This is a genomic window from Frateuria sp. Soil773, from assembly GCF_001428405.1.
Taxonomy (GTDB): domain Bacteria; phylum Pseudomonadota; class Gammaproteobacteria; order Xanthomonadales; family Rhodanobacteraceae; genus LMSL01.
This window is the reverse complement of the sequence record NZ_LMSL01000004.1, coordinates 74,137-87,327: the sequence shown is the minus strand read 5'-3', so window position 1 is coordinate 87,327 and position 13,191 is coordinate 74,137. Positions and strand designations below refer to the sequence as shown.

The 13,191-nt window shown below is 70.4% G+C and carries 16 protein-coding genes; 12 read left to right on the top strand and 4 right to left on the bottom strand.

Features of this window, described 5'->3' with window-relative positions; all coding sequences use genetic code 11:
* Positions 1 to 19 precede the first annotated feature (19 nt).
* A complete protein-coding gene (locus ASG87_RS03160; RefSeq protein WP_056000699.1) occupies positions 20 to 691 on the top strand; it encodes an SGNH/GDSL hydrolase family protein in 672 nt (223 codons plus the stop codon).
* 33 nt (positions 692 to 724) lie between these two features.
* Here ASG87_RS03160 and ASG87_RS03155 read toward each other — a convergent pair whose 3' ends face one another.
* A complete protein-coding gene (locus ASG87_RS03155) occupies positions 725 to 1,243 on the bottom strand; it encodes a lipocalin-like domain-containing protein (RefSeq protein ID WP_056000696.1) in 519 nt (172 codons plus the stop codon).
* Positions 1,244 to 1,372: 129 nt separating this feature from the next.
* Between ASG87_RS03155 and ASG87_RS03150 the strand changes: the two genes are divergently transcribed.
* Positions 1,373 to 2,248, top strand: coding sequence for a LysR substrate-binding domain-containing protein (locus ASG87_RS03150; RefSeq protein ID WP_056000694.1), 876 nt, complete (start codon positions 1,373 to 1,375; stop codon positions 2,246 to 2,248).
* A gap of 161 nt (positions 2,249 to 2,409) precedes the next feature.
* On the opposite strand, the gene phhA is transcribed toward ASG87_RS03150, so the two are convergent.
* Positions 2,410 to 3,303: a phenylalanine 4-monooxygenase gene (phhA, locus tag ASG87_RS03145; RefSeq protein WP_056000692.1), complete on the bottom strand. Its 894-nt coding sequence runs from the start codon at positions 3,301 to 3,303 to the stop codon at positions 2,410 to 2,412.
* A 154-nt stretch (positions 3,304 to 3,457) separates the two neighbouring features.
* Here phhA and ASG87_RS03140 point away from each other — a divergent pair, with 154 nt between their 5' ends.
* From ASG87_RS03140 to ASG87_RS03130, 3 genes are all read left to right on the top strand, one after another.
* The gene (locus ASG87_RS03140; protein ID WP_056000688.1) at positions 3,458 to 3,934 is read left to right on the top strand and encodes an Lrp/AsnC family transcriptional regulator; all 477 of its coding nucleotides are present in this window, start codon (positions 3,458 to 3,460) and stop codon (positions 3,932 to 3,934) included.
* An 83-nt stretch (positions 3,935 to 4,017) separates the two neighbouring features.
* Positions 4,018 to 4,818, top strand: a complete 801-nt coding sequence (locus ASG87_RS03135) for a lysophospholipid acyltransferase family protein (protein WP_056000685.1) — start codon at positions 4,018 to 4,020, stop codon at positions 4,816 to 4,818.
* Entirely contained in the window at positions 4,815 to 5,876 is a 1,062-nt protein-coding gene (locus ASG87_RS03130) for an alpha/beta fold hydrolase (protein WP_056000682.1), read from the top strand. Before ASG87_RS03135 ends, ASG87_RS03130 begins: the two co-directional genes overlap by 4 nt.
* On the opposite strand, the gene ASG87_RS03125 is transcribed toward ASG87_RS03130, so the two are convergent.
* Both ASG87_RS03125 and ASG87_RS03120 read right to left on the bottom strand, forming a co-directional pair.
* Positions 5,826 to 6,509 carry an aspartyl/asparaginyl beta-hydroxylase domain-containing protein gene (locus ASG87_RS03125; protein ID WP_056000679.1) on the bottom strand — a complete coding sequence of 228 codons (684 nt, stop codon included), beginning with the start codon at positions 6,507 to 6,509 and terminating at the stop codon, positions 5,826 to 5,828. The two genes, ASG87_RS03130 and ASG87_RS03125, sit on opposite strands and share 51 nt — an antisense overlap.
* Before the next feature lie 282 nt (positions 6,510 to 6,791).
* A complete protein-coding gene (locus ASG87_RS03120; protein WP_056000676.1) occupies positions 6,792 to 8,267 on the bottom strand; it encodes an AAA family ATPase in 1,476 nt (491 codons plus the stop codon).
* A 122-nt stretch (positions 8,268 to 8,389) separates the two neighbouring features.
* Here ASG87_RS03120 and ASG87_RS03115 point away from each other — a divergent pair, with 122 nt between their 5' ends.
* The 7 genes from ASG87_RS03115 to ASG87_RS03090 all read left to right on the top strand — a co-directional run bounded on the left by ASG87_RS03115 (position 8,390) and on the right by ASG87_RS03090 (position 12,915).
* Entirely contained in the window at positions 8,390 to 9,481 is a 1,092-nt protein-coding gene (locus ASG87_RS03115; protein WP_056000792.1) for a PQQ-dependent sugar dehydrogenase, read from the top strand.
* Positions 9,482 to 9,585: 104 nt separating this feature from the next.
* Positions 9,586 to 10,209 (top strand): YbhB/YbcL family Raf kinase inhibitor-like protein, encoded by a 624-nt coding sequence (locus tag ASG87_RS03110; protein ID WP_056000673.1) that lies wholly within the window; start codon positions 9,586 to 9,588, stop codon positions 10,207 to 10,209.
* A gap of 108 nt (positions 10,210 to 10,317) precedes the next feature.
* On the top strand, positions 10,318 to 10,473 hold the full coding sequence (locus ASG87_RS19090; protein ID WP_082582717.1) for a DUF1328 family protein: 156 nt from the start codon (positions 10,318 to 10,320) through the stop codon (positions 10,471 to 10,473).
* Positions 10,474 to 10,599: 126 nt separating this feature from the next.
* A complete protein-coding gene (locus ASG87_RS03105; protein WP_056000670.1) occupies positions 10,600 to 10,983 on the top strand; it encodes a DUF883 family protein in 384 nt (127 codons plus the stop codon).
* Between the two features lie 20 nt (positions 10,984 to 11,003).
* Positions 11,004 to 11,462 carry a hypothetical protein gene (locus ASG87_RS03100; RefSeq protein ID WP_056000666.1) on the top strand — a complete coding sequence of 153 codons (459 nt, stop codon included), beginning with the start codon at positions 11,004 to 11,006 and terminating at the stop codon, positions 11,460 to 11,462.
* Positions 11,459 to 11,746, top strand: a complete 288-nt coding sequence (locus ASG87_RS03095) for a hypothetical protein (RefSeq protein ID WP_056000663.1) — start codon at positions 11,459 to 11,461, stop codon at positions 11,744 to 11,746. The genes ASG87_RS03100 and ASG87_RS03095 overlap by 4 nt, the downstream gene beginning before the upstream one ends.
* Positions 11,743 to 12,915: an AI-2E family transporter gene (locus tag ASG87_RS03090; RefSeq protein ID WP_056000660.1), complete on the top strand. Its 1,173-nt coding sequence runs from the start codon at positions 11,743 to 11,745 to the stop codon at positions 12,913 to 12,915. Before ASG87_RS03095 ends, ASG87_RS03090 begins: the two co-directional genes overlap by 4 nt.
* Positions 12,916 to 13,191: the final 276 nt, after the last annotated feature.

Here is a 13,191-nt window from a genome sequence, read left to right as displayed (position 1 = left end):
CCGGTGCTAGGGTGGGGCGATGAAACGATGGCTCCTGCTTCCGCTGCTCGCCGCCCTGCTGCCGCTGCAGGCGGCGGCGCGCGAAGACGACCACGCCCAATGGAACGCCGACATCGCCGCGTTCGAGGCCGCCGACCGCGCCCAGCCGCCGCCTTCCGGCGCGGTGCTGTTCATCGGCAGCTCGTCGATCCGCTTCTGGAAGACCCTGGCGGCGGATTTCCCCGAGGTGCGCACGATCAACCGCGGCTTCGGCGGCTCGGAGATCGACGACAGCACCTTCTTCGCCGACCGCATCGTGGCGCCGTACCGTCCGCGCGCCATCGTGATGTATGCGGGCGACAACGACCTGCAGGACGGCGACAGCCCCGCGCAGGTGCGCGACGATTTCGCCGCCTTCGTGCGCAAGGCGCGTGCCGTCGACCCGCAGGTGCCGATCGCCTTCGTCGCGATCAAGCCGAGCGTGGCCCGCTCCGCGCTGCTGCCGAAGATCCGCGAGGCGAACGCGCTGGTGAAGGCGTATGCCGCCACCCAGCGGGGCGTGGACTACCTGGACGTGTTCACGCCCATGCTGGGCAAGGACGGCAGGCCGCAGCCGAAGTGGTTCGTCGAGGACGGCCTGCACATGAACCGCAGCGGCTACGCGTTGTGGATCGGGCTGCTCAGGCCCTGGGTGGATGCGCACGGGCGCTGAGCGGATACGGGTACCCGGCCGCCTCGCGGCGCCCTAGTCGATCCTTCGCCACACCGAGATCGGCACGTCGCCATTCGGGCGCGCCGTCACGCGGTAGCTCAGCACGCCATCGTCGAGTTCGTATTGCCGGCGCTGCTCCTGGCCTTCCCAGTTGGGGAAGGAAGCCCCCTCGATGCGGAAAACCAGGATCCCGCGGTCCGGCTCGACGCGGAGCATGCCGTAATGGGTGCTCGAACCCATCACGGCCGCTTCGTACTCGCCGGGCGTTCCCTTCGCCTTGTCGCCGGCATGGAAGGCCGGCCGCCCGGCCTTGAAGATCTGCAGCGAGTAGTGGCCCCGGCGGTCGATCTGCAGCCAGCCCTTGGGGCTGGCGCCGTAGTCGGGCGCGCGCGAACCGTCGGGGTGCTGGACCTCGGCCGCGACCAGGGTCCAGCTGCCGGCGAGCGACGACACCCCGCGTGCCGGGCCGGCGAAGGCGGCCGACGTCCAGAGCGAGCATGCCGAGAGGAGCGCGGCGGCGAGGCGGCGGGTGGTTGCCGTACGAATGTTCATGCGATGGGTCCCGACGTCGGAGTGGGCGCGGGCGAATGGCCCGCAGGGGATCACCGCCGGATGCTAGGCGCTGGATACGCTTAAGAAAATCCGATAATTTGAAAGCATCCAATCGGAAAAACGAAAGCGATGTCCCTGCCGAACCTTGATACGGACGCCATGCGGACCCTGGTCGCGATCCTGCAACTGGGAAGCCTGGGGCGTGCGGCGCAGAGGATCGGCCGTTCGCAATCGGCGGCGAGCCAGCAGATCAGGAAGCTGGAAAGCCAGCTCGGCCAGCCCCTGTTCCGCAGGCAGGGGCGAAGGATGGTGCTGACGGAGATCGGCGAGCTGGTGCACTCCTATGCGCGCCGCATCCTTGAGCTCAACGACGAAGCGGTGCGCAGCGTGGCCGGCATGTCGGTGGAAGGCGTCGTACGCTTCGGCTTGCCGGGCGATTTCGCGGAGACATGGCTGCCCGCGGCGCTGGGCCAGTTCAAGAAGGCGCACCCGGCGGTCCGGGTGGATGTCGAGGTGGAACGCAACGGGCTCCTGCTGGAGCGCCTCGACCGGGGCGAATTCGATCTCGTCCTCGCCATGGGCCACGGCAGCCGCCCGGACGCCAGGCACCTGGCCACGCTGCCCATGGCGTGGATAGGGCCGGTGGGCACGGAGGCGGTCCTGGAACCCGGCGCGCCGCTGGACCTCGCGCTCTACAACCCGCCCTGCTTCTTCCGCCGCGCGGGCATCGAGGCGCTCGACAAGGCCTCCATTCCCTGGCGGCTGGCCTACGCCACGGCAAGCCTGCAAAGCCTGTGGGCGGGGGTTGCCGCCGGCCTCGGCATCACGCTGCGAACGACGGCCGGCCTGCCGCCCTCCCTCATGCGGCTCGACGAAAGGCACGGCTTGCCGCCGCTCCCCGTGGTCGAACTGTGCCTGCATTCGGGACAGGGCGCATCGAACCCCGTGGCAGGCCAGCTCGAGCGCGTGGTGGCCGACAACGCCATCGGCAACCTGGGGTTGTAGGGCTGGGGCTGTAGGGAAGGCACCGGCGCCATCGGGTGGCTGGCATCGGTTCGGGTCCCGGGACGCCAGGCGCGGCGTGCAGCCAACGCCGGCGGCCGCACGACGCAGTGTGGCTCCGGTTTTCGCCGGAGCGGCGCCTGGGGCGGCGGTTTACCGGGAGATCAGGTATCCGCGCCGGTCGCAAACCCTTCCCGCGTGCCGCGGGTGAACACGCGGTCGCCGTCCAGCACGTCGCCGGCGGCGTGCGCGGGCAGCGCCTCCAGCTTCGCGTAGATCGGGGCGAAGTCCGGCCGGGTCGCCTCGAAAAGCTGCTCGAAGCTGTCGATCACGAAATAGGTCTGCTGGTAGGTGTCGATGCGGTAGCGCGTGCTCATCACGCGCTCCAGCCCGAAGCCGATGCGGTTCGGCGACGGCGAATCCAGCGAATAGATCGACTCGCCCTTGGAGCTGACGATGCCGGCGCCGTAGATGCGCATGCCCTCGCCGGTATCGATCAGCCCGAACTCCACCGTGTACCAGTACAGCCGGGTGAGGTTCATCAGCGCGGCGGGGCCGATCGCAAACGCCTTCATGCCGCCGCGGCCGTAGGCCTGCATGTAGTCGGCGAACACCGGGTTGAGCAGCAGCGGCACGTGGCCGAACAGGTCGTGGAACAGGTCCGGCTCGCTGAGGTAGTCGAGCTGGTCGGGCTTGCGGATCCACCAGCTCACCGGGAAGCGGCGGTTGGCCAGGTGGTCGAAGAACACCTCGTCCGGCAGCAGGCCCTCCACCGCGACCAGCTCCCAGCCGGTGGCGGCGCCGAGCACCTTGTTCAGCTCGGCGAACTTCGGGATGCCGCCGTCGCCCAGGCCGAAGCGCTCCACGCCGGCCAGGAACTCCTTGCAGGCGCGCCCGGGCAGCAGCTCGCGCTGGCGCTTGTACAGCGTGTCCCATACCTCGTGGTCGGTGCGCGAGTAGCTGGCCCAGGGCTGCTCCACCACGCCGGTCGCATAGACCGGCACGTAGCCGCGGTCGGTCTGCTGGTGTTCGACTTTGCGGGGAATGCTGTGGTCCATGGGGCCTCCGGGGTTCGGGCCGGGGCAGCGGATGCCCAGGGCGATGGCAACAGGATACGGCCGATCCGCTGGACGAAGATTGTTTTATTGTCCGGATACGGCTTATATGAGCAATATGATTGCGCCATGACCTTTTCCGGCAGGAGTATCGTGCATGACCACGCTCGACCGCACCGACCTGCGCCTGCTGGCGGTGCTGCAGTCCGAGGGCCGCATCACCAATGCCGAGCTGGCCGAGCGGGTGAGCCTGTCGCCGTCGGCCTGCCTGCGCCGGCTGCAACGGCTGGAAGCGGACGGAGTGATCACCGGCTACGCCGCCCAGGTCGACCCGCAGGCGATCGGGCTGGGCCTGCAGGCTTTCGTGCGGGTGCAACTGGTGAAGCACGAGGCGGAGGTGATCGAGCGCTTCGTCGCGCACGTGGGCGGCTGGGACGAGGTGGTCGCCTGCCACGCGCTGACCGGCGACATGGATTACCTGCTGCACGTCTACGTGGCCGACCTGGCGCATTTCTCGCGCTTCCTGCTCGACCATCTGCTGAACGCCTCCGGCGTGGCCGACGTCAATTCCAGCTTCGTGCTGCGCACGGTCAAGCGCTCGCCGTCGCTGCCGCTGGCGCAACTGGAAAAGTGAAAGGGCGGCCGGCCGGGGCAAGCCGGGCGAGCCACACGCGGATGCATGGCGGCAGGTCCAAGTAACGCTAAACTAACCGGCTCATGGATACCGCCCCCGCCACTGCCCCGGCCCGCGACGCCTGGCGTCCCCTGCGCTATGTCTGGCGCATCCCGCTGCTGCTGCTGCACATCGTGCTGGGGATCCTGCTGTGCGCCGGCATCCTGAGCTGGAACACGCATCGCGTGATGGTCGACGGCCGCGAGCCGTTCGCGCACCGGATGATCCGCTGGTGGTCCACCGCGCTGATGCGCATCTTCGGGCTGCGCTCGGTGCGCATGGGCAAGCCGCTGGCCGATCCGGTGCTGTTCGTCGCCAACCACACCTCGTGGATCGATATCGAGTTGCTGCATTCGCAGCGCGCGGCTTGCTTCGTCGCCAAGGCGGAGATCGCGCGCTGGCCGCTGGTCGGCTGGATGGCCGCCACGGGCGGCACGATCTTCCACCGGCGCGGCAACAACCATTCGCTCGCCGCGGTGATGCAGACCATGGTCGACCGCCTGCGCGGCGGCCGTTCGGTGGCGGTGTTCCCGGAAGGCGGCACCGGCCACGGCGGCGTGCTCAAGACCTTCCACGCGCGGATCTTCCAGGCCGCGCTGGACGCGTCGGTGCCGGTGCAGCCGGTGGCGCTGCGCTTCGCGCGGAACGGCCGCCGGGTGGTCGATGCCGGCTTCCGCGAGGGCGAGAGCTTCATGGGCAACTTCCTGCGCCTGCTCGGCGAGGCGCCGATGGACGCCGAGGTGCATTTCCTCGAGCCGGTGCCGGCCACGCCGGATGCGCGCCGGCGCATGGCCGAGCTGGCGCGCGAGCGCATCGGCGCCGCCCTGGCAGACCGCGACGCATGACCTTGCCGCGCGGAAAGGATTTCCGTCCGTCCTGGCCGCTGCGCAACGGCCATATCCAGACCATGCTGTCATCCAGCGGCGTGCGCCGGCAACTGCTGCCGCGCGCGGCGCACGCCGTGCGCGAGGGCGCCGAGGCGGTGACGATCGACGGCGGCGACGGCGTGCGCCTCAGCGGCGCGTACACCGCGCAGCGCGGCGGCGGGCCGTCGCGCGGGCTGGCCGTGCTGTTCCACGGTTGGGAGGGCAGCGTCGATTCCACCTACGTGTTGCAGACCGGCAGCCGCCTGTTGGCCGACGGCTGGGATATCTTCCGGCTGAACTTCCGCGACCACGGCGACAGCTACAACCTCAACGAGGCGCTGTTCCACTCCTGCCGCATCGACGAGGTGGTGCACGCGCTGGGCGACATCGCGCGGCGCTGGCCGGCGCGCACGATGGCGCTGGCCGGCTTCTCGCTGGGCGGCAACTTCGCGCTGCGCGCCGCGCTGGTGGCGCCGCGCGTCGGCATCCCGCTCGACTACGCGCTGGCGGTGTGCCCGATCATCGATCCCAGCGAAGGCCTGTTCTCGCTGGAGGAAAGCGCGCCCTGGTTCTACCAGGCCTATTTCATGCACAAGTGGCGGCGCTCGCTGCAGGCCAAGCAGGCGGCGTTTCCGCAGCACGAGTATTTCGAGCTGGCGGAGCTGAAGCAGAGCCTGCGCGGGCTCACCGAATCGCTGGTCAAGCGGCATACCGACTTCGGCTCGCTGCAGGCGTACCTGGACGGCTATTCGGTGGCCGGCGACGCGCTGATGGCGATGCAGATCCCCGCCACCATCCTCACCGCGCGCGACGATCCGGTGATCCCGGTGGATGCGTTCGAGAAGCTCCGACTGCCGCCGGAGGTGGAGCTGGACATCGCCGACTACGGCGGCCACTGCGGTTTCATCCGCGGCTACGGCATGACCAGCTTCACCGACGACTACATCGCCGCGCGCTTCAACGCGGTGGCCTGCGGTCGCGCGGGTTCAGCCGGCACCGCGCCAGCGCACGGCGAGGCCGACCGCCGCGATCAGTAGCCGCGAAAGCACGGCCATGTCGGCCGGCATGCCGCGGCGGCGCACGTCCAGCAGCAGCGCGATGCGCATCGCATCGCTGCGGTTCCACACCTCGTGCGGGTAGGTGTCGTCCCAGAGCAGGCTGTCGCCGTCGCCGATGCGGTATTCGCGGTCGTCCAGGGAGAGCACGGCCGCGGGCCGCCCCTGTTCGTCCAGCGGCACCGACAGCCCGAGCTGGAAGCGCAGCACGCCCTTGAACGGCCCGCGGTGCCGCGGGATGTGCTTGTGCGGCGCCAGGAACGACAGCGTGGCCGACAGCACGTCCGGCTCGGACGAGACCAGCGCCGCCAGCCGCGGGCAGGCGGCCATGTTCGCCGCGATCTCCACCCCGTAGGCCTTCAGCAGGAACATCCGCCAGTCGCGGCCGTCGTTGGCCGAGATCTCCGCCTGGCTGGCCATCAGCTCGTGGAAGCGCGGCACCGTCTCCAGGTGCGCGGCCAGCGCCAGGGCTTCGTCGCGCAGCGCCGGCCAGGCCGCCACGAAACGCCGCGCGCCGGGAAACAGGACGTCCGCGTCGAGCACGGGCGGAGTGGCGATGCGCGCCTCGTAGAGCGAGCGGACGGCACGGGACGACAGGTCGTACAAGGCACTCATGCGGGTAGGCACCTGGGTCGGGGGACGCCTCGCCGGCGAGGCAACGCCAGCATCAAACAGCCGTGCCTCCAGTGTATGCCGCCGCTCGGTGTACGTGGGCGAACCGGCCTACCAAGGGCCTGTTCAAGATTCATCCGCCTTGTCTTCTCCGTCGTTCCTGCGGCCGTTGAAAGCCGCAGGGATGGCGTCCCTGAAGGGAGGCTTGGGGATCTTTGGACAGATTCCGAGGCTACGCCGTGCCGGTGTCGGCCAACCGAAGCAGCAGGATGCGCCGGCCTTGCGTCAATCCGCCGCCACGCAGCGCTCCTGCGCCCATGCCCGCAGCGCGGCCACCTGTTCGTGCATAAGCACCGACAGCGGCCGGGTCTGCTGCAGCGCGTGGGCGAGGGTGGCCTGGCCGGGCGGCAGGCCGCTGCCGGCGGCGTCGTACAGCGCGCTGACGATGGCCTGCTCGATCTCCGCGCCGGAGAAGCCGTCGCTGGCGGCGGCGAGGGCGGGCAGGTCGAAGCCGGCGGGATCGAGCCCGCGGCGGGCCAGGTGCATGGCGAAGATCTCGCCGCGCACGTCGGCCCGCGGCAGGTCGACGAAGAAGATTTCGTCGAAGCGGCCCTTGCGCAGCAGTTCGGCGGGCAGCTCGCGCACCGCGTTGGCGGTGGCGACGACGAACACCTTGGCCTTGCGCTCGGCCATCCAGGTCAGCAGGTAGCCGAGCACGCGGCGCGATACGCCGCCATCCTCGCCGCCGCCGGCCAGTCCCTTCTCGATCTCGTCGATCCACAGCACGCACGGCGCCAGCAGCTCGGTGCTGCGCAGCGCCTCGCGCAGGTTCTTCTCAGTCTCGCCCTGGTACTTGTCGTACAGCGTGCCGAAGTCCAGCCGCACCAGCGGCACGCCGAAGCCGCCGGCGATCGCCTTCGCCGCCAGGCTCTTGCCGCAGCCCTGCACGCCGAGCAGCAGCACGCCCTTGGGCGGGTCCAGCGCGGGGTCGGGCTCGGCCGCGAGGAACACGGCGCGGCGGCGGCGCACCCACTCGCGCACGCGGCTCACCCCCGCCACGTCGGCGAAGCTGGCGGTGGCGTATTCGTAGTGCAGCAGGCCGGAGCGGTTGAGCAGGTCGAACTTGGCCCGCATCAGCTCGGGCAGGTCGGCGTGGTTGAGCGCGCCGTCGTTGTAGATCAGCTTGCGTACGATGCGCCGCGCGTCGGGCGCGGTCAGGCCGAGCAGGTTGCGCACGATGGTGCGCGCGGCCTCGCCGTCCACCTCGACCCGGCGGCCCTGCTCGCGCTGCCAGGCAGCCGCCTCGCCGCGCAGGATGCCGGCCAGTTCCTTGATGTCCGGCAGCGACAGCGGCACGCGCAGGGCGAGCGCCTCGAGTTCTTCCGGCAGCTCGATCTTCGCGCCGACCAGCACCAGGGTGTGCGCCACCGAACGCTGCCGCTGCACGATCTCGCGCAGCATGCGCAGGCTCATCGCGTAGCGCGTGAACGGATGGAAGTCGAACAGCAGGAACACGCCCGCCTCGCCCGAAGCGCGGATCGCCTCCAGCGTCGCGGTGGCGTCGGGTGCGACCTGGCCCTCCGGCTGGGCGAAATCGAGCCGGCTCAGGCCGTCGGTGAGGGTCCAGCGCCACAGCGGGCGCAGCGATTGCGCGATGACGTGGCGGAAGCACTCGATCACCCGCTGCTCGTCCACCGTCTCGATCACCAGCAGCGGCGTCGCCGCGCGCACCAGGGTGGTGAGATCCTGCAATTCGCTCATGTGTCCCCCGTCCATGGGCGCGCACCTTAGCAGAGCGCGGCGGCCGGGCGCGGCGGCGTGCACTGGCGCGCCATGCCGGTGGGGGTACGATCGCCGTTCCTCCCGCCACGAGGGACATGCCGATGCGCACCGTGCTGTTGTCGCTGCTCTGCCTGTTCGCCGCCCCGGCCATGGCCGCGGTGCAACTGGACCGGTTGGTCCTGCCGAAGGGGTTCCGCGTCGCGGTGTATTCGGACCAGGTACCGGACGCCCGCGAGATCGCGCTGGGCGCGAAGGGCACGGTGTTCGTCGGCTCCAACGACGCCGGCAAGGTCTACGCGCTCACCGACGGCAACGGCGACGGCGTGGCCGACAAGGTGCGCGTGCTGGCGAGCGGCCTGAAGCTGCCGGTGGGCGTGGCCTTCAGGAACGGCGACCTGTACGTGTCGGCGGTGAGCAGGATCGTGGTGCTGCGCGACATCGAGAACCGCCTGGACGACCCGCCGAAGCCGCAGGTGGTCACCGACCGGCTGCCCACCGAGACGCACCACGGCTGGAAGTTCATCGCCTTCGGCCCCGACGGCAAGCTCTACGTGCCGATCGGCGCGCCGTGCAACATCTGCGACCCGGGCCCGGACCACGCCAAGCTGATCCGCATGAATCCCGACGGCAGCGGCTGGGAGGACGTGGCCCGCGGCATCCGCAACACGGTGGGCTTCGACTGGCAGCCGGGCACGAACCAGCTATGGTTCAGCGAGAACGGCCGCGACATGCTCGGCGACGACGTGCCCAGCGACGAGCTGAACCGCATCGCCAGGGCGGGCGAGCACTTCGGCTATCCCTATTGCCACCAGGGCGACACGCTCGATCCGCAGTTCGGCAAGGGCAAGCACTGCAAGGACTACACCCCGCCGGTGCTCAAGCTCGGCGCGCACGTCGCCTCGCTGGGCATGCGCTTCTACGGGGGCAGCCAGTTCCCGGCCAGCTACAGGGGCGCGGCGATCGTCGCCGAGCACGGCTCGTGGAACCGCACCCGGAAATCCGGCTACCGCGTGATGACGGTGCGCCTGCAAGGCGGCAGGGTGCTGTCGTACGAACCGTTGATCGCCGGCTTCGTGCAGGACGAGAAAGCCTGGGGCCGCCCCGCCGACGTGCAGCCGCTGCCGGACGGCAGCCTGCTGGTCAGCGACGACCTGGCCGGCGCGGTGTACCGGGTGACTTATGGGGGCAAGTGAATCGGGAGTCGGGAATCGGGAATCGGAAAAGTGGCCGCGCTCGCTTGGGTCGATCCGCACGGATGCGGCATGCTTTGCCTAATCCCTAATTCCCGGAGAACGCCATGCAGCTACGCAGCGACAGTTTCGACGACGGCCAGCCGATTCCCGCGGAATTCGCGTTCGGCAAGCGCGCCGCGCCGGTCGCGTTGTCGGACAACCTCAGCCCGCACCTGGCCTGGTTCGGCGCGCCGGAAGGCACGCGCTCGTTCGTGCTCACCTGCATCGACGCCGACGTGCCCAGCCGCGGCGACGACGTGAACAAGGAAGGCCGCACGGTGCCCGCCGACCTGCCGCGGGTGGAGTTCGTGCACTGGCTGATGGCCGACATCCCGCCCGAGTGCGGCGAGCTGGCCGCCGGCGCCTGCAGCGACGGCGTCACCGCGCGCGGCAAGCGCGATCCGCACGGCCCGCCGGGCAGCGTGCAAGGCAGCAACGGCTACACCGGCTGGTTCGCCGGCGACGCCGGGATGGGCGGCAACTACCTCGGCTACGACGGCCCGTGCCCGCCGTGGAACGATGCCCTGGTGCACCGCTACCGTTTCACCGTCCACGCGCTGGACGTGGCCAGCCTGGGCCTGGCCGCGGGCTTCGACCTGGCCGCGCTGCGCGCCGCGATGGCCGGCCACGTGCTGGCGCAGGCGGAACGGGTGGGCACCTATACGCTCAATCCGGCGCTGGCGGGGTGAAACGGCTTGTCGCCGGCGCGTGCAGGGCGGCGGCGGTACCCTTCACATGCAGATGGCATCGGCTATGGATGAATGGCGGCGCGTTTTGATCATCAAGAGGTAGCCGCCATGCTTCACTACGCCATCGTATTCCTGGTCATCGCCATCATCGCCGCCGTCCTGGGCTTTGGGGGCATCGCCGGCGCGGCCGCCGGCATCGCGAAGATCCTGTTCGTGATCTTCCTGATCCTGGCCGCGATCGCCTTCTTCCGCCGTGCCGGCTAGCCATCGTGCGCGCCGCGGCCCGCGATGGCGCGGTCCGCCCGCGGCAGGCCCGCGGCCGCATGAACGGCACCGCCCGGCGCCGTTCATGCGGCCCGGGTTAACGTCAGTTCCCTACGGAGAATCAGCATGAGCAAGTCCACGCAGCCCCCCGAGTCCGAACTCGCCAATGCGGCCGAGTCCGCCGGCAACCGCATCGACCAGGGCGCCGAACGCGTCAAGCAGGCCACGTCCGAAGCCGTCGCCAAGACCAAGCAGGCGGTGGACCACGCCGCCGACCGCGTCGAGGAGGGCCTGCACCGCGCCACCGACAAGGCAGCGGACACCGCCAACCGGGCCGCGGACAAGGCCGCCGACCTGGGCGAACGCGGGCGCGAGTGGTGCGACGAGACGATGGACCGCGCCGACGCCTGGCTGGACGAGGCGCGCGACTACGTGCGCCGCAAGCCGGTGCAGGCGGTAGCCATCGCGCTCGGCGCCGGCTGGCTGCTCGGCCGCGTGCTGCGTCGCTGACCCGTCCGCGAGGGCAGGGGATGCACGAACCAGACGAGCCCGAAGCCGCGACGTCCGCGGGCGCGCCGCCGGTGCCGCCCGGGCTGCTGGCCGAGATCGGCCGGCTGGGCCGGGCGATCAGGCAATTGTTCGGCGCCCAGTTGCACCTGCTGGCGGCGGAGCTGGGGCTGGCCCGCAGTGCGGTCTCGTGGATGCTGCTGGCGGGGCTGGCCGCCACCGTGGCCGGCGTCGGGCTGGGGCTGAGCCTGCTCGGGCTGGTCGGCCTGCTGCTGGCGAAGTGGTTCGGTTCCTGGCTGTGGGCGCTGCTGGCGCTGATCGTTCTGCAGGGCCTGTTCCTCGCCGGCGCGCTGTTGCTGTTCAAGCGCTGCATGCACTGGATGAGCCTGCCCGCCACGCGGGGCGAATGGGGTGCGATGATGCGCGATACGCTCGGCAAGGCCCGGGCGCAGATCGGCGACGAGGAGGGGGACGGCACATGAGCATCGTCAGTCAGCACGCCCGCGTGCGCGCCGCGCGCCAGCGCATGCAGACCGCGCGCGAGGAACTGGCCCGGCCGGCGGCGGCCCTGCTGGTGCGCGGGCACGACAACCCGCTTGCCACCCTGGGCGTGGCCGCCGGGGCCGGCTTCGTGCTCGGCCGCCTGGACGTCCATCCGCTGCGCGTCCCCGGACTCGGCTCGCTGCTCAGCGGCGGCCTGGCCGAGGCGGTGGCGCACGGCACCCGCCTGATCGCCGAACTCGGCCTGGGCGGCGATCCGTCATGAACGCGCCGGAGGAACCCGCCGCGCCGGCCGAAGCCGGCGCGGTGCCCGAACTGGTGGCCGCGCTGGTGGCGCCGCCGGCACACCCGCCGCGCGCGGCGGTGCACGGCATGCGCGCGGCGCGCAGCGTGCGGCGGCACCTGCTGGCGGTGCGCTTCGTGCTCAACGCGCTGCTGCTGCTGGCGCTGCTCTATACCGTCACCATCGCCCGCGCGCTGCTGATCCCGCTGGTGCTGGCCGCCTTCATCGGGCTGGCGCTGAATCCGCTGGTGGCGATGGGCACGCGCTTCCGCCTGCCGCGCTGGCTCACCGCCAGCGTGCTGATGATCGGCCTGATCGCCGGCATCGCCGGCGGCATCGGCCTGCTGGCGCAGCCGGCGGTGGGCTGGTTCCACGGTGCGCCGGCGGCGATCCGCAGCTTCGTGCCCAAGCTCAAGAGCGTGACCCAGCCGCTGGAGGCGGCCAACCGCGCCACCCAGACCCTGGTCAACGGCCAGGCCAGCCGCGTGGCCGTGCCGCGTCCGCCGGCGGTGGCGATCAGCGCGTGGGACATCGTCTCCACCGCGCCGAAGATCCTTGCCGCGGTGCTCAGCGTGACCCTGCTGGTGTTCTTCTTCCTGATCTACGGCGACTCGATGCTGCGCGGCCTGGTCGAGATCACGCCCAGCTTCGCCTACAAGCGCCACGCGGTGGCGATCGTGCGCGGCATCCAGACCGAGGTGTCGCGCTACCTGCTCACCGCGCTGCTGATCAACGCCAGCCTGGGCGCGCTCACCGCCGGCATGCTGTACCTGTACAAGATGCCCGACCCGCTGCTGTGGGGCACGGTGGCGATGTTCGCCAACTTCATCCCCTACGTCGGCGCGATCGTCACCACCGTGCTGCTGGTGCTGATCGGCATGCTGTCCACCAACCATGCCGACCTGCACGCGTTCCTGCCCGCGCTGACCTTCGCCGGCATCACCGCGCTGGAAGGCAACCTGATCACCCCGATGATCCAGGGCCGCAGCATGCGGCTGAGCCCGATCGCGATCCTGATCTGGCTGCTGATATGGGGCTGGCTGTGGGGCGTGCCCGGTGCGCTGCTGGCCGTGCCGATGCTGACCAGCTTCAAGCTGATCGCCGAGCGGGTGCGCGGGTGGGGGTGGTTTGCGGTGATCGTGCAGCGGTAGGGCGGTTGCTGCTCGGACCGCACACACATTGTCGCGAACCTCGACGAATCACGCCCTGGCCCGTCATCCCGGCGAAAGCCGGGATCCAGCGACTTTGGGTTGTCGGAGCATAGAGGCACTGGATTCCGGCTTTCGCTGGAATGACGGCTCTCGNTGGGTGTCGGTGCCTGGCTTGCCGGTTTCGCCCCGACCCGTCATCCCGGCGAAGGCCGGGATCGAGCGACTTTGGACCATCGAAGCGTAGAGGCGCTGGATTCCAGCTTTCGCTGGAATGAC

Coding starts and splice junctions, on each gene's coding strand:
- ASG87_RS03160 (WP_056000699.1), top strand. CDS start 20: ATGAAACGATGGCTCCTGCTTCCGCTGCTCGCCGCCCTGCTGCCGCTG.
- ASG87_RS03155 (WP_056000696.1), bottom strand. CDS start 1,243: ATGAACATTCGTACGGCAACCACCCGCCGCCTCGCCGCCGCGCTCCTC.
- ASG87_RS03150 (WP_056000694.1), top strand. CDS start 1,373: ATGTCCCTGCCGAACCTTGATACGGACGCCATGCGGACCCTGGTCGCG.
- phhA (WP_056000692.1), bottom strand. CDS start 3,303: ATGGACCACAGCATTCCCCGCAAAGTCGAACACCAGCAGACCGACCGC.
- ASG87_RS03140 (WP_056000688.1), top strand. CDS start 3,458: ATGACCACGCTCGACCGCACCGACCTGCGCCTGCTGGCGGTGCTGCAG.
- ASG87_RS03135 (WP_056000685.1), top strand. CDS start 4,018: ATGGATACCGCCCCCGCCACTGCCCCGGCCCGCGACGCCTGGCGTCCC.
- ASG87_RS03130 (WP_056000682.1), top strand. CDS start 4,815: ATGACCTTGCCGCGCGGAAAGGATTTCCGTCCGTCCTGGCCGCTGCGC.
- ASG87_RS03125 (WP_056000679.1), bottom strand. CDS start 6,509: ATGAGTGCCTTGTACGACCTGTCGTCCCGTGCCGTCCGCTCGCTCTAC.
- ASG87_RS03120 (WP_056000676.1), bottom strand. CDS start 8,267: ATGAGCGAATTGCAGGATCTCACCACCCTGGTGCGCGCGGCGACGCCG.
- ASG87_RS03115 (WP_056000792.1), top strand. CDS start 8,390: ATGCGCACCGTGCTGTTGTCGCTGCTCTGCCTGTTCGCCGCCCCGGCC.
- ASG87_RS03110 (WP_056000673.1), top strand. CDS start 9,586: ATGCAGCTACGCAGCGACAGTTTCGACGACGGCCAGCCGATTCCCGCG.
- ASG87_RS19090 (WP_082582717.1), top strand. CDS start 10,318: ATGCTTCACTACGCCATCGTATTCCTGGTCATCGCCATCATCGCCGCC.
- ASG87_RS03105 (WP_056000670.1), top strand. CDS start 10,600: ATGAGCAAGTCCACGCAGCCCCCCGAGTCCGAACTCGCCAATGCGGCC.
- ASG87_RS03100 (WP_056000666.1), top strand. CDS start 11,004: ATGCACGAACCAGACGAGCCCGAAGCCGCGACGTCCGCGGGCGCGCCG.
- ASG87_RS03095 (WP_056000663.1), top strand. CDS start 11,459: ATGAGCATCGTCAGTCAGCACGCCCGCGTGCGCGCCGCGCGCCAGCGC.
- ASG87_RS03090 (WP_056000660.1), top strand. CDS start 11,743: ATGAACGCGCCGGAGGAACCCGCCGCGCCGGCCGAAGCCGGCGCGGTG.